The 19587-nt window shown below is 62.7% G+C and carries 12 protein-coding genes and 1 pseudogene; 11 read left to right on the top strand and 2 right to left on the bottom strand.

Annotated elements, in window-relative coordinates; all coding sequences use genetic code 11:
- From GGD65_RS07790 to GGD65_RS07770, 5 genes are all read left to right on the top strand, one after another.
- Positions 1-792: a creatininase family protein gene (locus tag GGD65_RS07790; RefSeq protein ID WP_183234814.1), complete on the top strand. Its 792-nt coding sequence runs from the start codon at positions 1-3 to the stop codon at positions 790-792.
- Positions 793-959: 167 nt separating this feature from the next.
- A complete protein-coding gene (locus GGD65_RS07785) occupies positions 960-2093 on the top strand; it encodes an LLM class flavin-dependent oxidoreductase (protein ID WP_007594451.1) in 1134 nt (377 codons plus the stop codon).
- Between the two features lie 16 nt (positions 2094-2109).
- Positions 2110-2889, top strand: a complete 780-nt coding sequence (locus tag GGD65_RS07780) for an enoyl-CoA hydratase/isomerase family protein (protein ID WP_007594449.1) — start codon at positions 2110-2112, stop codon at positions 2887-2889.
- Between the two features lies 1 nt (position 2890).
- Positions 2891-4756 carry a long-chain fatty acid--CoA ligase gene (locus tag GGD65_RS07775; RefSeq protein WP_183234813.1) on the top strand — a complete coding sequence of 622 codons (1866 nt, stop codon included), beginning with the start codon at positions 2891-2893 and terminating at the stop codon, positions 4754-4756.
- 77 nt (positions 4757-4833) lie between these two features.
- Positions 4834-6057 (top strand): ABC transporter substrate-binding protein, encoded by a 1224-nt coding sequence (locus GGD65_RS07770; RefSeq protein ID WP_183234812.1) that lies wholly within the window; start codon positions 4834-4836, stop codon positions 6055-6057.
- Between the two features lie 72 nt (positions 6058-6129).
- On the opposite strand, the gene GGD65_RS07765 is transcribed toward GGD65_RS07770, so the two are convergent.
- Positions 6130-6990 carry a helix-turn-helix domain-containing protein gene (locus GGD65_RS07765; protein WP_018316658.1) on the bottom strand — a complete coding sequence of 287 codons (861 nt, stop codon included), beginning with the start codon at positions 6988-6990 and terminating at the stop codon, positions 6130-6132.
- 370 nt (positions 6991-7360) lie between these two features.
- Here GGD65_RS07765 and mdeB point away from each other — a divergent pair, with 370 nt between their 5' ends.
- From mdeB to scpA, 6 genes are all read left to right on the top strand, one after another.
- Positions 7361-10039 (top strand): alpha-ketoglutarate dehydrogenase, encoded by a 2679-nt coding sequence (gene mdeB, locus GGD65_RS07760; protein WP_183234811.1) that lies wholly within the window; start codon positions 7361-7363, stop codon positions 10037-10039.
- Between the two features lie 17 nt (positions 10040-10056).
- Complete coding sequence (locus GGD65_RS07755; protein ID WP_183234810.1) at positions 10057-11337, top strand: 2-oxo acid dehydrogenase subunit E2; 1281 nt, start codon at positions 10057-10059, stop codon at positions 11335-11337.
- A gap of 8 nt (positions 11338-11345) precedes the next feature.
- A complete protein-coding gene (lpdA, locus tag GGD65_RS07750; RefSeq protein ID WP_183234809.1) occupies positions 11346-13061 on the top strand; it encodes a dihydrolipoyl dehydrogenase in 1716 nt (571 codons plus the stop codon).
- Positions 13062-13078: 17 nt separating this feature from the next.
- Positions 13079-14608: an acyl-CoA carboxylase subunit beta gene (locus tag GGD65_RS07745; protein ID WP_183234808.1), complete on the top strand. Its 1530-nt coding sequence runs from the start codon at positions 13079-13081 to the stop codon at positions 14606-14608.
- A gap of 8 nt (positions 14609-14616) precedes the next feature.
- The gene (locus tag GGD65_RS07740) at positions 14617-16632 is read left to right on the top strand and encodes an acetyl/propionyl/methylcrotonyl-CoA carboxylase subunit alpha (protein ID WP_183234807.1); all 2016 of its coding nucleotides are present in this window, start codon (positions 14617-14619) and stop codon (positions 16630-16632) included.
- A 63-nt stretch (positions 16633-16695) separates the two neighbouring features.
- On the top strand, positions 16696-18834 hold the full coding sequence (gene scpA / locus GGD65_RS07735) for a methylmalonyl-CoA mutase (protein ID WP_183234806.1): 2139 nt from the start codon (positions 16696-16698) through the stop codon (positions 18832-18834).
- A gap of 39 nt (positions 18835-18873) precedes the next feature.
- On the opposite strand, the pseudogene GGD65_RS07730 reads toward scpA, so the two are convergent.
- Positions 18874-19292: pseudogene (locus GGD65_RS07730) on the bottom strand (sigma factor); the annotation flags it as partial.
- Positions 19293-19587: the final 295 nt, after the last annotated feature.

Genomic DNA, 19587 nt, shown 5'->3' with positions numbered 1-19587 from the left:
ATGACGCGCGGATATCCCGATCAGATCTATCTGGAGCAGATGAGCCACGAGGAGGTCGCCGCGGCGCTGGCCGATGGGTGCACGACGGTAGTGATCCCGCTGGGGGCCGTCGAGCAGCATGGGCCGCATTTGTCTTTGGGCATGGATGCGGATCATGCCGATGCTCTGGCCGAGCGGATCGCGCGCAGCCGCGGCAACACGCTGGTGGCGCCGACCATCACGGTCGGCTGCTCGTCTCACCATCTGCGATTCGCGGGTACGATCTCGCTACGGCCGGAGACGCTGGAAGCGATTTGTGTCGATTATTGCACAAGCCTGGCGCGGCACGGCTTCAAGCGTATCCTGATTCACTCGGGTCACATCGGCAATTTTCCGGTGCTGAAGGACATGCTCGGTCGCTTGCGCGAGGCCGTCCCCTCGGATGTCGAGATCCTGGCGTTCTTCGACTCGACGAAATGGATCGACACGTGGCGCGATGCGGTGCGCGAAGCCGGAGGAGACGTGTTGGCCGTCGGCGGCCACGCCGACATCGCCGAGACGTCGCTGATGATGGTCATTAGGCCCGATAGCGTCAGACCGGACCGCTTCGAGGTGGGCCATCTTGGCGGCTTGTCGGAGGCTGATCTCGAACTGATGTGGAAGAACGGCATCCGATCGGTTTCGCAGAACGGCGTGATCGGAAGTCCGATCGGCTCGAGCTACGCCATCGGCGAAGCGTGCCTCGCGGCGGTCGCCGAGTTGCTGATCAAGACCTTCGATAGCGGGGCCGGAGCCGCCAGCGCCCGCCGTTGACGGTCAGCCCGTCCGCTGCGTGGCGAAGCTTCCTGGGGCGTCTGCCATGTTGCGAATGCTGACAGCATAAAATTCGGAAAGCGTTACTACGCAACGCGGCTTTCGGGCGAAAATATCGCCACGCCTATGAAACCCTGTGCCATCTCGCAAGCTAAAAGGATTGAGACATGGCACTTACGTTTGGGTTCTGGTCTGAACAGGAAACCCAGGTCGGCCACAGTTACTCGCGCAGGCTTCACGAACTGGTCGACGAAGTCCGTCTGGCCGAGAAGGTCGGCTTCGACTGCGTCGCGCTCTCCGAGCAGCACGTGGCACTGGGCGGGATCTCGAGCTCGGCGCCCGAAGTGGTGTTCGGCTATCTGGCCGCGGTGACGTCGCGCGTCAAGCTGCGCGCGGCGGTGACGCTGATGCCGCAGCGCATCAACCACGCCTTGCGTTCGGCCGAGCGGCTTGCCGTGACCGACATCCTGTCCAACGGCCGCATGGAATTCTACGGCGGCCGCGCCAACACCACCATCGCGATGCGGGCGTTCAACGTCGATCCCAACGAAACGCTGGCGCAGATGGAAGAAGGGCTGGCGCTGCTGAAAACGGCGATGCGCCAGGACATTTTCACGTTTGACGGCAAGTACTACCAGATCCCTCCGCGCCAGCTGGTTCCGAAGCCGCTGCAGAAGCCGCATCCGGTGATCGGGATCGCGGCGACCAGCGAGCGCAGTCATCTCTGGGCGGCCTCGCAGGGCTTCGCCGTGATGAGCAGCAACATCTATCAGGGCTGGGAAGCTCAGCAGAAGCTGATCGACGCCTATCAAAAAAACTGGAAGTGCGACGCGGAGGGACCGCTGCAGCGTCCGCGTATCGGCATTCCGCTGTTCATCGGCATCGGGAAAACGGACGAGCAGGCCAAGGCGGATTATGCCGGCCCGCTAATGCACTATGCCAAGATCTCGACCGATGCCTATCCGCGTCTCGCGGCGATTGCCGACGACTACAAATACATGGGGGAGAGCGTGCCGTCGATGGAGCGCGCCGCCAACGACTGGGACTATCTGGTCAACGAGTCGGCCACGACGGTGTGCGGCAGCCCCGATACGGTCATTCGTCAGATCGAGAAGTTCGAGGCCATGGGTATCGACGAGGTGCTGCTGCACATGGACTCCGTCCCGCACGAAAAGATCATGGAGGCGATCGACATGGTCGGTCGCTACGTCATCCCGCATTTCAACGACGGAAACAACGTCGTGCGGCCGACGGAGGAGATCCTCGGGCAGATCCGGCTGATGCGGACCCAGAAGCAGTAATCGAACGGTGAAATCAATGTCGCAATACGGCTACAAGTACCTGATTGTCGAGCAGCGCGCCACTGGCGTCGCGATCGTCACGATGAACCGCCCGGAGATCCTCAACGCGATCAACTGGGAGATGCACGAGGAGCTCGAAGACGTCTTCGTCAAGCTGGATCACGACAGTTCTGTCAACGCGATCGTTCTCACCGGTGCGGGCCGCGGATTTTGCTCTGGTGGCGATCAGAAGTCGCTGGATAAGGGAACGCTGCCGTCCCCGACGCGCAGCGGTCGCCACCTCATCCGCAACATGCTGGAAGTCGAAGTGCCGATCGTCGCGGCCGTCAACGGTGTCGCGGTCGGCCTGGGTGCCACGCTCGCGCTGTTCTGCGACGTGATCTATGCGAGCTCGACAGCCCGTTTCGCCGACACGCACGTCAATGCCGGCGTCGTCGCGGGCGATGGCGGCGCGGTGATCTGGCCGCTGCTGATGGGGCCGGTACGCGCGAAGCACTATCTGATGACCGGCGAATTCATCTCGGCCGAGAAAGCGGCTGCTATCGGCATGATCAACGAGGTGGTCGCAGACGGCAACGTTCTCGATGCCGCGATCGAATACGCCGAACTGCTGGCAAGCGGGCCGAAGGAATCGATCGTGTGGACCAAGTACAGCGTCAACAAGATCATCAAGCAGTACGCCCACCTGCTGCTCGACACCTCTGCGGCGCTGGAGATGTTGACGTTCAAGTCGCCCGAGCGGGCCGAGGCGGTTGCCGCATTCGCGGCCAAGCGCAAGCGTTTCGCGGAGCGCTGAGATGAACGTCGCTGAGATGACATCCGGCGCCCAGTTGGCGGATACGACCGTCGTGCAGCTTTTGGCCGCGCGACTCGCGGAGCGGCCCGACAAGATCGCCTTGCAACAAAAGCGTCACGGCGCCTGGACCGCCATGACGTGGGGCGCCTATGCGCAGCGTGTCGTGAACCTGGCCAGCGCGCTGCGGCGTGCTGGTCTCGAGCGCGGCGATCGGGTCGCGATCATGGGCGATTCGTCCGAGGAATGGCTGATCGCCGACATGGCCACGATGTGCGCCGGCGGCGTCATGGTGGGCGTTTACTTCACCTCGTCACCCGAAGAAGTGGCTTACTGCTTCACGGATTCAGGCGCGAAGTTCGCGTTCGTCGGCGGGGAGCCGCAGCTTCGCATCGTGCTCGCCTCCGGTCGGGCCGAGCAGCTCCGCGGCATCATCGTGCTCGACCCGGGTTGGACCGGCGAGGCCTCGGCGTCGATCAAGTCGCTGGCCGCCTTTGTTGGAGCACCCGATGTCGATGCGCATGACTATCTGCAGAAGGAGAGCGCGACAGCAAAGGCGTCCGATGTCGTCAGCATCGGCTATACGTCCGGGACGACCGGAAACCCCAAAGGCGCCATGCTGACGCACCTTTCCATTCTCGCCGGCGTTCATTGCATCACCCTGTTCGGCCCCAGCATGCGCGAAGAGGAACACCGGGTGGTCGTGCATTTGCCGATGTCGCACACCGTGGCGCGCGGGCAGGCGACCACGTTGCCGCTGATCGCCGACGCAGTTCCATATTTCGGCGAGACGACCGCGGACTTCGCCCAGACGATCAAAGAGGTGAAGCCCACCTACTATATGGCGCCGCCGCGGTTCTACCAGCGCTTTGCGACACAGATCCTCAGCAAGGTGCATCCCGCCGGGGAAGCGGGAGATCAGAACTACACGCTCGCCATGACGATCGCGCGCAGGGCGCTCGAAGACCGTCAGCGCGGCCACGAGGATGCCTTCGTCTCGAAACTGTTCGCGGCCTGCCGCGAGCAAGTGTTCCTGCCGCTGCTCGCGGAGGTCGGTTTCGACGAGCTGAAGGTCGCGTTCACCTCGTCGGCGGCGATGCCGTCCGAGCTGATGTCGCTGTGGCAGCTGTGGGGCTTGCAGCTCAAGGAGTGCTACGGCCAGACCGAACTGGTCGGTGCCAATCTGGTGCAGATGGCGGAGTGGCCGAAGGCCGGCAACGTCGGGGTCCCGCTGCCGGATCCGGCCTGGGAAACCGCCGTGCTCCAGGACGGCGAGATGATCGTCCGTGGACCGGGATTGTTTGCGGGCTATTGGAACAAGCCGGACGAGACGAAAGCGGCGCTTCGCGACGGCTGGCTCTACACCGGCGACATCGTCGAAGTGTCGCCGGAAGGAACCTTCAAGCTGGTCGACCGGAAGAAGGAGATCATCAACACGTCGAACGGCAAATCGATCAGCCCGACTCAGATCGAAAACGAGCTGAGGCACAGCCCGTTCATCTCCGAGGCGGCTGTGATCGGCGAGGGGCGAAAATATCTCACCGCCCTGATCGAAGTGGATGCCACCGCCACAATGGACTGGGCGAAGTCGCGCGACGACAAAATCGCGAGTTACGCCGACCTGGCAGGCTCCGAGATCGTCAACCGGCTGATCGAGGCGGAGATCGGCAAGGCCAACGGAAGGCTGGCGCGAGCCGAGCAGATCAAGGCGTTCCGCATTCTGCCGGAGGAGCTGTCGCTCGAGAACGGCGTGATGACGCCGACGCGGAAGAAGCGTCGCAAGCAGATCAACGAACGCTATCAATCGCTGATCGCGTCGCTCTACGACGAAACCGAGGAAGAGTTGATCAAGGCCGAGATGGGCCTTTGACGTCGGCGGTCGGTCCCAAAACGTACGAAGCTACCAGTCGAGATAAGATTTCACTCCTTCAGCAACAGGACATCGAGATGACCAAGCGAAGCGGAATCACGCGGCGGACGATTGTCGGAAGCGGATTGGGAATTGCGGCAGGAATGGTATCAAGGCCATCGTTTGCGGCGAACACGAAAGTGAAAGTCGGAGCGATCATGCCCAGCAGCGGCGTGCTGGCGTTTCCCGGTCAGGCCTGCGTGCGCGGCATCGATCTCGGCGCCAAATTCGCGCGTGAGAAGTTCGGCCTCGACATCGAGATCGTTCACGCCGATACGCAAAGCCGTCCGGAGAACGGCCGGATTGCCGCCGAGAGCCTGATCCGGCAGGGCTGCACCGTGCTGATCGGCGCGTGGGATTCCGGTGCCACCATTTCGGCGCTGCAGGCCTGCGAGGCCGCCAAGGTGCCGATGGTGGTCCACATCGCGAGCGCCACCCAGGTAACTTCACAGGGCTTCACCCAAGTGTTCCGCTATTACCCCACGTCGCTGACCATCGTGCGGCAATCGTTGACCGAGCTGAAGTCCGTGCTCGGCACGCTGAAGGATCCGCCGAGCAGCGCCGTCGTTCTCCATCTCAACAACACGATGGGGCAGTCGACGGCGGCCAGCATCGATCAGGCGTGGAAGGAAGTGGATGTTCCGCTCAAGATCGCGCAGTACGTTGCCTATGACGAGAAGGCCAAGGATCTGTCGGTGGAAGTTGCCAAGGCGAAAGCGTCGGGTGCCGATGCTTTGATCTCGGTCACGCGCGTCAACGACGCGATCATGATCGCGCGCGAATGCATCAAGCAGGGCTGGGACCCGAAGATGGTGTTTTCGCCCAACTCCAACGGCGTGTCCGACAAGGCGTATCACGACGCGCTCGGAAAGTATGGTGACGGTCCGGTTCTGTCGGCGTTGTGGCTCAATCCCAAGGGCGCCGAGACCGACAAGATCATGAAGATGTTCGCGGCGGACTACCCGAACGACTGGTTCGATGCCAATGCGGGCTGCGCGTTCGAGGCGGTGCAGATCGTCGCAGACGCCGTGACGCGGGCGGCTTCGCCGGAGTCGGCGGCGATTCACGGCGCGCTCAAGAAGACCGAAATGAAGCCGATCCTGATGTACGGCGACAACACCAAGTTCGACGAGACCGGCCAGAACATCCACTGTTCGATGGTGATGCTGCAGGGTTTGAAAGGCAGGCCGCGGGTGGTGGCTCCAAAGGCCATCGCGGAAGCGTCGCTCGAATATCCACTTGCGCCTTACAGCAAACGCTGAGCTCGTCCCGTGCGACCCCGCGAAAGCGTCGTGGGGTCGCGGTCGTCAAATATCGAGGCAGGGACGTGCGAGCTAGGGCAAACTGTCCGAATTTATCAGGCGCGACCGCTCGGCAAGGAAGCGGCGAGGGCTCTGTCCCATCGTCTTCTTGAACATCGTGATGAACGCGCTCGGGGTTTCGTAGCCCAGTTCTAGCGACACGGCCTGGACCGAACTGCCCGCCGTGAGGCGTTGCATGGCGATCAGAATGTGGAGACGCTGGCGCCAGCGCCCGAAGGTCATCCCTGTTTCCTTGGCGATGAAGCGTGCGAACGTGCTCTCGCTCATTGCGTAGCGCGAGGCGACTTCGTCCATCGTGCTGCGGTCGCCCGGATTATTCAACAAGGAAGTGGCGAGGTGTTGAAGACGGGCGTCGGGGGAGATCGGCAGATACATTTCATCCGTCGTCGGCATCTGCACGAGTTCGTCGAGCAAGACCCGGCCGAGACGGCTGGTCGGTCCTTCCAGCGGATAGAGCGGTGGGAACACCGAGAGGCGGTGGATCAATTCGCGCACCAGCGACGTGATCATCAGCGTGCAGCAGGTCCGCGGCAGCATGCTGACCTGTGGATCGATGAACACGGTGTAGAGTTTGCCGAAATCGGCCACGCAATTGCTGTGCTGCACGCCGGCCGGGATCCATACCGCGCCTTGCGGAGGTACGATCCACAAGCCACCAGGCGCCCGGCACATCACCGAGCCATGAGATGCGACGACCAATTGGCCTTTGCGGTGTGAGTGCAGCGGTAGGTCGTCGTTGTCTTTGCTGGTTTCGAGACAGAATGAAGTGACGGGACGATCGAACTGATCCGGATCGACCGGATCATAGTTGATCCGAAGATCGGGGAGATCCATTCGCGCAAAATCCGGATCGAACTCGGTCTCGGGCGGCATTTCAATCCTGTCAATTCGTCAAGTCTGTCATGCCTTGATGCAGATCCTGCTGCTAACCCAGGTTAGCTGTTTTGAAAGCTCAGGTCACTAGTCGCGGCGAGCCGTCGAGTTCGCTGATCCGCGACAAGATGGCCGCTCCTGCGGCGTGAGCGCTGAGCGATGCGGCATGCTGCGCCGCGACCAAGCGTGAGCACCTGTCAGGCGGCCGACGGCTCGATCACTTGCCTGATTAAACCAACAGCAGAGAATGCTGCGATGCGAGCCTCGGCGTCCCGCCGGAACCGGGCAATCCGTCGGAACGCGGCCGTATTCAGCAGCACGTGCCACAGCACCCGATGCTACCAAGTGCGGGCTTCTGGGAGCCCGACGCATGACTGCACACATCGATCCGCCACGCAAGGGCGTCAACGCCGATCAGGACGCGGTCGAAACCGCCGATTGGCTCGCATCGCTCGGATCGCTGCACCACAGCGCCGGTGCCGAGCGGGTGCGATACATCCTGGCTGCGCTCGATCGGCGCGCGAAGGAACTCGGCGTTCTGCCGGACTCTCCGCCGTTCTCGCCCTATCGCAATTCGATTCCGCTCGAGCAGCAGAAGCCCTACCCCGGCGACATCGCGATCGAGACCCGCCTGACGGCGATCATTCGCTGGAACGCGCTCGCGATGGTGGTCCGTGCCAACAAGGCCTATGGGGAACTCGGCGGGCACGTCGCCAGCTACGCCTCGGCCGCGGAGATTTTCGAAGTCGGCTTCAATCATTTCTTTCGCGCATCAAGCTCCGGGTCGGAGGGGGACTTGGTGTATTTCCAGCCGCATTCGTCTCCCGGAGTCTATGCACGAGCGTATCTCGAAGGCCGACTGTCGGACGAAAATCTGAAGCTGTATCGCCAGGAACTGAGCGGCCCCGGTCTGTCGTCCTATCCGCATCCCTGGCTGATGCCGGAGTTTTGGCAGGTGCCGTCGGCATCGATGGGCCTCGGCCCGATCAGCGCGATCTACCAGGCGCGGTTCATGAAGTATCTACAGCATCGCGGCCTGGTGCAGACGGCTGGTCGCCACGTCTGGGGTGTGTTCGGCGACGGCGAGATGGACGAGCCGGAATCGATCGCCGGGCTCGCCCTGGCGGCGCGGGAAAATCTCGACAACCTCACCTTCGTCGTCAATTGCAACCTACAGCGCCTGGATGGGCCGGTCCGCGGCAACGGGCAGGTGATTCAGGAACTCGAATCCCTCTTCCAGGGCGCCGGCTGGAACGTCATCAAGGTGCTGTGGGGATCGGACTGGGACGATATCTTCGCGCGCGACAGCAGGCATGCGCTGTTGCGCAAATTCGCCGATACCGTCGATGGCAAATATCAGACGCTCGGCGCCAAGGATGGGGCCTACAACCTCGCCAACTTCTTCAGCGAGGACCCCGAGGTCCGGGCGCTGGTTGCGCACATGTCGGACGCGGATATCGATGGCCTGAAACGCGGTGGCCACGACTTCAAGAAGCTGTTCGCGGCCTTTGCCGCCGCTAAGGACATCAAGGGTCGGCCGACCGTCATTCTGGCGAAGACCAAGAAGGGCTACGGCATGGGCGGCGCCGGCGAGTCGCGCATGACGTCGCACCAGGCCAAGAAGCTCGACGTCGACGCGCTGTATGCGTTCCGCGACCGGTTCGCTCTGCCGCTCAGCAACGAGCAGGTCGAGAATCTGGAGTTCTTCACGCCTGCGGAAGACAGCGCGGAAATTCAATATCTGCGCGCCCGTCGCGCTGCGCTCGGCGGCTACATGCCGGTGAGGCGACGCGCTTCGGCGGCGCTGCCGGTGCCGCCGCTGCAATCCTACGCGGAGTTCGCGTTGCGCGGCGACGGCAAGGCGACGTCGACCACGATGGCGATCGTGCGGCTGTTCAACAATTTGCTCAAGGACAAGACGCTCGGCCCGCGCATCGTTCCCATCGTTGCCGACGAAGCCCGCACCTTCGGAATGGCGAACCTGTTCAGGCAGGTGGGCATTTACTCGCCGGCAGGACAGCTCTACGAGCCGGAAGATGCCGGCTCGATGCTGTACTACAAGGAAGCGATCGACGGTCAATTGCTGGAGGAGGGGATCACCGAGGCGGGGGCGATTTCGTCATGGACCGCGGCGGCGACCTCCTACAGCATCCATAACTTCCCGTTGCTGCCGTTCTATATCTACTATTCGATGTTCGGCTTTCAGCGGGTCGGCGATCTGATCTGGGCGGCGGCGGACCAGCGCGCGCGTGGCTTTTTGATCGGGGCGACGGCCGGCCGGACGACGCTCGGCGGCGAAGGCTTGCAGCATCAGGACGGGTCCAGCCATCTGATGGCGGCGACCGTTCCGAACTGCCGGGCCTACGATCCGGCATTCTCCTACGAGGTGGCCGTCATCGTCGATCACGGCATGCGGTCGATGCTCGAGCAGGGCAACGACGAGTTCTATTACCTCACGGCGATGAACGAGAACTATGCGCAGCCCTCGATGCCCGACGATGCACGCGACTGCATCATCAAGGGTCTCTATCGGGTTCTGCCGAGCGCTGACGGGCCGGCGAAGATCAGGCTGGTCGGCTCGGGCGCCATTCTCCCGGAGGCGCTCGCCGCCGCAGCGATGCTGCAAAGCGAATGGAAAGTGGCCTGTGAAGTCTGGTCGGCAACGAGCTTTTCCGAGCTGGCGCGAGAGGCGCGTGAGGTGGAGCGAACTAATCGGCTTTCGCCGCTGTCGACCCCGGTCGAGAGCCACGTCGCACAATGCCTCGGCGGCAAGGTGCCGATCGTCGCGGCTTCGGATTATGTCCGGGCGTATCCGCAACTGATCGCTTCTTACATCGAGGCGCCCTATACGGTGCTGGGCACCGACGGCTTCGGGCGCAGCGATACGCGCGCCGCGCTGAGATCTTTCTTCGAGGTCGATCGCAAGCAGATCGTCGTTGCGGCGCTGTCGGCGCTGGCAAAATCGGGTGACGTGGCGCGTGAGCAGGTCGCCGAAGCCATCGCCAGCTACGAATTGCCGACCGGCGTTGCATCGCCTTGGTCGCGCTGAGAGAGGGCGGAGCGCGCATGTCTCATTCAATTGAGGTCGTTTTGCCGGATATTGGGGACTACAAGGATGTTCCGGTAGTCGAAATCAATGTGCTGGTCGGCGACGAGGTCACAATCGACATGCCGTTGCTGTCGATCGAGTCCGACAAGGCGATGATGGAGGTGCCATCCCCGGCCGCAGGCACGGTGGCCAAACTGATGATCGACGTCGGGGCGCGGGTTTCAGAAGGTTCGGTTCTGATGATCCTCGAAGGTCGCGGTGACTCCATCGCGCCTCCGCCGGCGGCTGCGTCGGCGCCACAGGTGGAGCAACGGTTGCCGCAGCAGGAGGCGCTGTCACAGCCGACGCCCGCCGCTCCAGCCGATGACTCGCGAGCACGTGCACAGCAGCCGCAGCCCAGCGGGGCGGCGCATGCATCGCCGTCCGTTCGCGCGTTGGCGCGTGAGCTCGGCGTGGCGCTGGATTCTGTCGTGCCCACCGGCCCCAAGGGCCGGATTCTGCGCGAGGATGTGGCGGCCTTCGTCAACGGACTGGTGCGATCGGGACCGGCGATGGCGCCTGCGCGCGACGCGCCGGTCGATTGGCCCAAGGTGGATTTCGAGAGGTACGGCGCGGTCGAGCGCCTGCCGCTGACGCGAATCCAGAAGCTGACCGGCGCGAACCTCTCGCGCAACTGGAGCGTCATTCCCCATGTGACGAATTTCGACAAAGCGGATGTGAACGACGCCGAAGCCTTTCGTCAGCTCGCCAACGCCGAGGCCACGAAGGACACGGCGAAGCTCACTATGGTGTCGCTGCTGATCAAGGCCGCGGCCTTGGCGCTGCAGAAATACCCGCGCTTCAATTCTTCGCTCGATGGCGATGAGCTGATCCTCAAGCACTACGTCCACATCGGCTTCGCCCTCGACACGCCGAAAGGTCTGGTCGTGCCGGTGATCCGGGACTGCGATAAGAAGGGCCTTCGGCAGATCGCCGCGGAGATGCGCTCGCTCGCCGACAAGGCGCTCGCGGGGCAGCTCGCGTCGGGCGACATGCAGGGCGGCTGTTTCTCGGTGTCGTCTCTGGGAGGCATCGGCGGTCAGGGATTTACGCCCATCATCAATGCGCCCGAGGTCGCAATCCTCGGAGCTGGTCGTGCCGCCACCGAGGCAGTCTGGAACGGCCGCGAGTTTGAACCGCGACTCATCCTTCCAATGAGTCTGTCGTGGGATCACCGGGTCGTCGACGGCGTGGCCGGGGCCCGATTCCTGGGATTCGTCGCGTCGGTGCTGACCGATGTGCGGCGCTTCGCATTGTGAGGACGCAGATGCGGACAGAGGAGATCCTGGTCCCCGACATCGGGGATTTCCGAGACGTCGAAGTCGTGGAGGTCCACGTCAGGGCGGGCGACGTCGTCGCGCGAGAGCAGGCTTTGATCACCGTCGAATCCGACAAGGCGACGCTGGAGATTCCGTCACCGATCGCAGGGGTGATCACGAGCATTTCGCTGCGCGTTGGAGACAAGGTGTCTCAAGGTTCCATGATCGGCACAGCGTCGGCGTCCGACGGGGGCGGCGCGCAAGCTGAGACGATCTCGCCGGAACAGTCCTATGCTGGCCCGCACGCAATCGACCCCACGCGCTACGACCTCGTGGTGATCGGAGGGGGGCCTGGCGGCTATTCAGCAGCTTATCGCGCCGCAGACCTTGGACTGAGGACCGCGATCGTCGAACGCTACGGCACCTTGGGCGGAGTTTGCCTGAACGTCGGATGTATCCCGTCGAAGGCGCTGCTTCATGTTGCGGCCGTCAAGGAGGAGGCCGAACGGATCGCCGACCTGGGCATTCGCTTCGCCGCGCCGCAGATCGATCTGCAGGAGCTGCGCGCCTTCAAGCACGGCACTGTCAAGAAGCTGACGGATGGGCTGAGCCAGATGGCGGCAGCGCGCCGCGTCACGGTGATCCGCGGCACCGCAAAATTCGCCTCCGCCACGCGGCTCGAGATTGTCGGTGAGGGGGCAGGATCGCAGCAAATTGAATTTGGTCAATGCATCATCGCCACGGGCTCGCGCGCGGTGCAGCTGGCGGTGCTTCCCAAGGACGAGCGGGTCGTGACCTCGACCGGCGCGCTCGCGCTGCGAAGCATTCCGGGCCGCATGCTCGTGATCGGAGCGGGGATCATCGGGCTGGAGATGGCGACCGTCTACAACTCGCTCGGCACCAAGATCGATCTTGTCGAAAGGCTTCCCGATATCCTGGCGGGCGTGGATGCCGACGCGGTGAAGATCTGGCGTTCGCGCAACGCGCATCGCTTCGAGCATATCGACGTCGCAAGCAGCGTATCAACCGCCGAAATCACGCCGGACGGCGTGAGTGTCGGTACCACAGGCGCATCGGTACGGACACGATCGTACGATTTGGTGTTGCAATCGGCCGGCCGTGTTCCCAACAGTAGCGAGCTCGGCCTCGAACGGATCGACGTTGCCATCGATTCGAACGGCTTCATTCAGGTCGACGAGCAGATGAGAACGACGGCGCGCAACGTCTTCGCCATCGGCGACGTCGTCGGCGGTTCGATGCTGGCGCACAAGGCCGTTCACGAGGGGCACGTCGCCGCGGAAGTAGCTGCCGGGAAGCCGGCGGTCTTTACCGCGAAGATCGTCCCCAATGTCGCCTACACCGATCCTGAGATCGCCTGGGTCGGCAAGTCCGAGCGTGATGTCGCCGAATCCGGAGGGAAGATCCGTTCGGCAAAATTCCCGTGGGCCGCGTCCGGCCGGGCCATCGCGTCGGGCGCATCCTATGGCATGACCAAGCTGTTGTTCGACGTCGAAACCAGTCGCATCGTCGGGGGTGTGATCGTCGGACCGCATGCCGGCGATATGATCGGGGAAATCTGTCTCGCGATCGAAATCGGGGCTGACGCGATCGATATCAGCAAGACCATTCACCCGCATCCGACCCTCGGCGAGACGATCGGCATGGCTGCCGAAGTCTATGAGGGCATTTGCACCGACCTGCCTCCAATCGCCCGAAAACGGTAGACCAGTTGGCCCAATCGATGTCCGTTATCGAAGCCCTTGAACAACGTCGCGCCGGCGCAAAGCTCGGCGGCGGGGAGAAGCGCATCGAGGCGCAGCACGCCCGCGGCAAGCTGACCGCACGCGAGCGCATCGAGCTCCTGCTCGACAAGGGATCGTTCGAGGAGTTCGACATGTTCGTCGAGCACCGCTCCACCGAGTTCGGCATGGAGAAGAACAAGATCCCCGGCGACGGCGTCGTCACCGGCTGGGGCACCGTCAACGGCCGCAAGACGTTCGTCTTCGCCAAGGACTTCACGGTGTTTGGCGGCTCGCTATCGGAAACGCATGCGCTGAAGATCACCAAGCTCCAGGACATGGCGATGAAGGCGCGGGCGCCCATCATCGGCCTCTATGACGCGGGCGGCGCCCGCATCCAGGAGGGTGTCGCCGCGCTCGCCGGCTATTCCTACGTCTTCCGCCGCAACGTGCTGGCCTCCGGCGTGATCCCGCAGATCTCCGTCATCATGGGCCCCTGCGCCGGCGGCGACGTCTATTCGCCTGCCATGACCGACTTCATCTTCATGGTGAAGAACACCAGCTACATGTTCGTGACCGGTCCTGACGTCGTGAAGACCGTCACCAACGAGGTCGTCACCGCCGAAGAGCTTGGCGGCGCCTCGGTGCACGCGACGCGCTCCTCGATCGCGGACGGCGCCTTCGAGAACGACGTCGAGACGCTTCTGCAGATGCGCCGCCTGATCGACTTCCTGCCGTCCAACAACAGTGACGGCGTGCCGGAATGGCCGAGCTTCGACGACATCGGTCGCGTCGACATGTCCCTGGATACGCTGATCCCGGACAATCCGAACAAGCCTTACGACATGAAGGAGCTGATCCTGAAGGTCGTGGACGAGGGGGACTTCTTCGAGATCGCGGACATGTTCGCCAAGAACATCGTCACCGGCTTCGGCCGCATCGCTGGCCGCACCGTCGGCTTCGTCGCCAACCAGCCGATGGTGCTGGCCGGCGTGCTCGACAGCGATGCCTCGCGCAAGGCGGCGCGCTTCGTCCGCTTCTGCGACGCCTTCAACATCCCGATCGTCACCTTCGTCGACGTGCCGGGGTTCCTGCCGGGCACCGCGCAGGAATATGGCGGCCTGATCAAGCATGGCGCGAAGCTCTTGTTCGCCTATTCGCAGTGCACCGTGCCGCTGGTCACCATCATCACCCGCAAGGCCTATGGCGGTGCCTTCGACGTCATGGCATCGAAAGAAATTGGCGCCGACATGAACTACGCCTGGCCGACCGCCCAGATCGCGGTGATGGGCGCCAAGGGCGCGGTCGAGATCATCTTCCGCAGCGATATCGGCGACGCCGACAAGATCGCCGCGCGCACCAAGGAATACGAAGACCGCTTCCTGTCGCCCTTCATCGCCGCCGAGCGCGGCTACATCGACGATGTCATCATGCCGCATTCGACGCGGAAGCGGATCGCAAGGGCGCTGGCGATACTGAAGGACAAGAAAATGGAAGCGCCGGCGAAGAAGCACGACAACATGCCGTTGTGAGAAGAGCAGTGTTCAAACGCATCCTGATCGCCAATCGCGGCGAAATCGCCTGCCGGGTCATCAAGACTGCCCGCAAGATGGGAATCCAGACGGTTGCGGTCTATTCCGAGGCCGACCGCGATGCCCTCCATGTCGAGATGGCCGACGAGGCCGTGCTGATCGGCCCGCCCGCGGCAGCCGAGAGCTATCTGGTGATCGAGAAGATCGTCGAGGCATGTAAAAAGACCGGCGCCGAGGCCGTGCATCCCGGCTACGGCTTCCTGTCCGAACGCGAGGCGTTTCCGCGCGCGCTGGAGGCCGCCGGCATCGTCTTCATCGGCCCGAACCCGGGCGCGATCGCCGCAATGGGCGACAAGATCGAATCCAAGAAGGCGGCCGCGAAGGCCAAGGTCTCGACCGTGCCGGGCTATCTCGGCGTCATCGAGGACGACAAGCACGCGGTGAAGATCGCCGACGAGATCGGCTATCCCGTGATGATCAAGGCCTCCGCCGGCGGCGGCGGCAAGGGCATGCGCATCGCCCATTCCAAGGCCGAGGTCGCCGAGGGCTTCAACCTCGCCAAGGCCGAGGCCAAGGCCTCGTTCGGCGACGACCGCGTCTTCGTCGAAAAGTTCATCGTCGATCCCCGCCACATCGAGATCCAGGTGCTGGGCGACAAGCACGGCAACGTGATCTATCTCGGCGAACGCGAATGCTCGATCCAGCGCCGCAACCAGAAGGTCATCGAGGAGGCGCCGTCGCCGCTGCTCGACGAGGCCACGCGCCGCAAGATGGGCGAGCAGGCGGTCGCGCTGGCCAAGGCCGTGAATTACGATTCCGCCTGCACGGTCGAGTTCGTCGCAGGGCAGGACAAGAGCTTCTACTTCCTGGAGATGAACACGCGCCTCCAGGTCGAGCATCCCGTCACCGAGCTCGTCACCGGCGTCGATCTCGTCGAGCAGATGATCCGCGTTGCCGCCGGCGAGAAGCTCGCGATCGCGCAGAAGGACGTCACGCTCACCGGATGGGCGGTGGAATCGCGGCTCTACGCTGAAGACCCGTTCCGCAACTTCCTGCCCTCGATCGGGCGCCTGGTGAAGTACCGTCCGCCGGCCGAGGTGAGCAAGGACGGCATCACCGTGCGCAACGACACCGGCGTGCAGGAGGGCGGCGAGATATCGATCCACTACGATCCGATGATCGCCAAGCTCGTCACCCACGCGCCCTCGCGCGCGGCCGCGATCGAGGCGCAGGCCACCGCGCTGGATTCGTTCTATGTCGACGGCATCAGGCACAACATCCCGTTCCTATCGGCGCTGATGCATCATCCGCGCTGGCGCGAGGGCCGGCTGTCGACCGGCTTCATCGCCGAGGAATTCCCCAAGGGCTTTGCGGTGCGCGTGCCGGAAGGCGAGGTCGCGCGGCGCATCGCCGCGGTCGGCGCTGCCATCGACCACGTGCTCGGGGAGCGCAAGCGCCAGATCTCGGGCCAGATGGGCGGACGCATCGTGCAGCGCGAACGCCGCCGTGCGGTCTGGCTCGAGCGCCAGGAGATTTTGCTCGAGGTTGCGCGTGAGGGCGAGGCCATTGCGATCCGCTTCGTCGACGCCGAAGGCAAGGCCGGCAACGCGCATCTGTTGCAGTCGCCATGGAAGCCGGGCGATCCGGTCTGGCAGGGCACCATCGATGGCCATTTCGTCGCCGTGCAGGCGCGCCCGATCGCCAATGGCATCCGTCTGGCGCATCAGGGCGTCGAGGTGCCGGTCTATGTCTGGACCGAAGCGGAAGCCGCATCGGCCCGGCTGATGCCGGTGACGACGGCCTCCGACACCGGCAAGAAGCTGCTGTGCCCGATGCCCGGCCTCGTGGTCTCGATCGCGGTGACCGAGGGGCAGGAGGTCAAGGCCGGCGAGACGCTCGCGGTGGTCGAAGCCATGAAGATGCAGAACGTGCTCCGTGCCGAACAGGACGGTACGGTGAAGAAGATCCACGCCAGCGCCGGTGCGACGCTGGCGGTGGACGCGCTGATCTTGGAATTTGCGTAAGCAGGCCATGTAGCCCGCGATGCGTGGTCGACAATTAGGTCGGTAACCCGTGCGAGATCAGGAATGTCGATGTCATTTCCAGATGAATGGAAGAGGATTGCCGAGAAGGAACTAAAAGGCGATCCCATCGCGCTCGTGCGGAAGGTTCCGGAGGGCATTGAAGTCAAGCCGATCTATACGGTGTCTGATTTAGATGGGATCGAGCATCTGGACACGTTACCTGGCATGTCGCCGTTCGTTCGTGGTCCTAAGGCGACGATGTATACTGGCAGACCGTGGACAATCCGCCAGTATGCGGGATTCTCGACTGCAGAGGCGTCAAACGCATTCTATCGTGCCGCCCTTTCCTCAGGACAGAAGGGCTTGTCGGTTGCGTTCGATTTGGCGACCCACCGCGGCTATGATTCTGATCATCCTCGCGTCCTAGGTGATGTCGGGAAGGCGGGCGTTGCCATCGACTCAGTCGAAGACATGAAGATCCTCTTTGACGGCATTCCCCTCGGGGAAACGTCGGTGTCGATGACCATGAACGGAGCGATAATCCCCATTCTCGCAACCTTCATTGTCGCCGGTGAAGAGCAGGGAATTCCGCGCGAAGCTCTCTCGGGAACTGTCCAAAACGACATTCTGAAGGAGTTCATGGTCCGCAATACATACATTTATCCGCCGGAACCATCGATGCGCATTGTTGCTGACATTATAGCGTTCACCGCGCAGAACATGCCGCGCTTCAACTCCATCTCGATTTCAGGCTACCATATGCAGGAGGCGGGGGCGACGCTCGTCCAGGAGTTGGCCTTTACGCTCGCTGATGGACGTGAATACGTCCGGTCTGCTCTTGCCAAGGGCCTTAACGTCGATGACTTCGCAGGGCGGCTTTCATTCTTCTTCGCTATCGGAATGAATTTCTTCATGGAAGCGGCGAAGTTGCGCGCTGCTCGACTTATCTGGTCGCGCGTTATGGCGGAGTTCAACCCCAAAAAGCAGTCGTCTTCAGTGCTTCGTACGCACTGTCAGACGTCGGGAGTGTCGCTCCAGGAGCATGATCCGTATAACAATATCGTGCGGACCGCTTATGAGGCCTTAGCCGCCGTTCTGGGCGGCACGCAATCGCTGCACACAAATTCGTTCGACGAAGCCATCGCATTGCCTACTGAGTTTTCGGCTCGGATTGCCCGGAACACCCAGCTGATCCTTCAGCATGAGACGGGCGTCTCCGACGTCGTCGATCCCCTCGCGGGATCCTACTATGTCGAGCGCCTGACGGACGATCTCGTCAGGGCTGCCTGGCAACTCATGGAGGAGGTCGAAGAGCGGGGAGGGATGGCGAACGCGATCGCGACAGGGTGGCCTAAGCGATTGATCGAAGAATCGGCGACGCGCAAGCAGGCCGCGATCGATCGCGGCGATCAGGTTATCGTCGGAGTTAATCGGTTTCGGCTTGAACAAGAGGAGCCAATCGACATTCTGGAGATCGACAATTCGACTGTGCGCGCTTCGCAAATTCGCCGCCTGACTGATATCAAACGGTCTAGAGATTCTAAGAGCGTCTCCAGTGCGTTGGCTCGACTGAACCGGGTCGCGCAATCAGGTGAGGGAAATCTGCTGGAAGCCGCGATTGAGGCCGCTAGGTCTCGAGCAACCGTCGGCGAAATGTCTGATGCAATGCGGCAGGCTTTTGGAGATCACCAGGCGATACCCGATGTTGTTTCGAGTGTCTATGGCCCTGCTTATGGAAACGATCCCGAGTTCACCAATCTTGTTTCGCGGCTCGACGAAGTGTCACAAGCGATTGGCGTGAGGCCAAAGATTATGATCGCCAAGCTGGGACAAGATGGTCATGATCGAGGTGCGAAGGTTATTGCGTCGGCATTCGGCGATATGGGATTCGATGTTATTGCCGGTCCTTTGTTTCAAACGCCAGCCGAAGCTGCCGCGATGGCCGTTCAGGCAAAGGTACATGTTCTGGGGGTCTCGTCGCTCGCGGCCGGTCACAGGACGCTCGTTCCTCAGGTTGTCAGGGAGTTGAAGCTGGCTGGCGCTGGCGGCATCATTGTTGTTTGCGGGGGCGTCGTGCCACGGCAGGACTACGAGGAGTTGCTTCGGAGCGGAGTGGCAGCCGTGTTTGGACCTGGTACCAACGTACTTGAGGCCGCTATGGCAGTTCTCGATCTTATCGAGGGACGGCGAAGAAATCGCTGATCGAGGCCCGGCCGCTTTGAAGTTGCACGGGCTTCGATCAGGATGCGTTCTATTCATCCAAGCACGAGCGCGCGCCGCGAGCGTACGGACCGCGGCTGGCTGGCGGGGTGATGGCCACTTCAGTCAGCGGTACGTCGAAGACGTCATGGAGAAGAAAAGCGGCCCGCTCCAGAGGGACAGACGCTCGAGGGCCAGCATCAACGTGACCTTGACGTCGTCGGCGACCGTCTCGTCCGGCTCCATGGAACCCACGAGAGGATCTGGCAACCAGGGTCCGAGGTAGGCTTCCGGCGCGCTCGCGTGGAGCGGCGTCGGTCAGGGCACAGGCGTGTGACGATGCGGGTTAGATGGGCGGGAGGCGAATCGAGGTCCACCCCGACCCACCGCAGCCATGCGTCCTGAACGACGTCCTCCGCCTCGGCGAGCCAGCCCATCATCCGATAGGCCAAGCGTGTCAGGCACCCGCGCTCCGCTTCGAACTCGGTGTCGCCGACCCGATGGAAACCCGTTGGCCATAGAGTTGGCTGCCGCCGAACGGCTGCCGAGATTGCTGCCACCTGCCATCCCGTCGGGGAGGAAGCAATAACCTTGGCCTGGTACAATGGAAACACTGCCATCGCACTGCGACGCCGCCATCAGCGGCGACAACGTCGTACGAGATCCGTCCCGCTGGCAAATAGAACAGCGCGCCCGCTCGCAAGGGCCTTCGAGCCGCTGCTCGGCTCACCAGCCGCCCGAATAACGGGCAATCGG

This window comes from Bradyrhizobium sp. CIR18, from assembly GCF_014198295.1.
Taxonomy (GTDB): domain Bacteria; phylum Pseudomonadota; class Alphaproteobacteria; order Rhizobiales; family Xanthobacteraceae; genus Bradyrhizobium.
Note: the sequence above shows the minus strand (reverse complement) of the source record. Positions and strands in the feature narration are given on the sequence as shown.

Coding starts and splice junctions, on each gene's coding strand:
- GGD65_RS07755 (WP_183234810.1), top strand. CDS start 10,057: ATGTCTCATTCAATTGAGGTCGTTTTGCCGGATATTGGGGACTACAAG.
- GGD65_RS07775 (WP_183234813.1), top strand. CDS start 2,891: ATGAACGTCGCTGAGATGACATCCGGCGCCCAGTTGGCGGATACGACC.
- GGD65_RS07785 (WP_007594451.1), top strand. CDS start 960: ATGGCACTTACGTTTGGGTTCTGGTCTGAACAGGAAACCCAGGTCGGC.
- scpA (WP_183234806.1), top strand. CDS start 16,696: ATGTCGATGTCATTTCCAGATGAATGGAAGAGGATTGCCGAGAAGGAA.
- GGD65_RS07780 (WP_007594449.1), top strand. CDS start 2,110: ATGTCGCAATACGGCTACAAGTACCTGATTGTCGAGCAGCGCGCCACT.
- mdeB (WP_183234811.1), top strand. CDS start 7,361: ATGACTGCACACATCGATCCGCCACGCAAGGGCGTCAACGCCGATCAG.
- GGD65_RS07765 (WP_018316658.1), bottom strand. CDS start 6,990: ATGCCGCCCGAGACCGAGTTCGATCCGGATTTTGCGCGAATGGATCTC.
- lpdA (WP_183234809.1), top strand. CDS start 11,346: ATGCGGACAGAGGAGATCCTGGTCCCCGACATCGGGGATTTCCGAGAC.
- GGD65_RS07790 (WP_183234814.1), top strand. CDS start 1: ATGACGCGCGGATATCCCGATCAGATCTATCTGGAGCAGATGAGCCAC.
- GGD65_RS07745 (WP_183234808.1), top strand. CDS start 13,079: ATGTCCGTTATCGAAGCCCTTGAACAACGTCGCGCCGGCGCAAAGCTC.
- GGD65_RS07770 (WP_183234812.1), top strand. CDS start 4,834: ATGACCAAGCGAAGCGGAATCACGCGGCGGACGATTGTCGGAAGCGGA.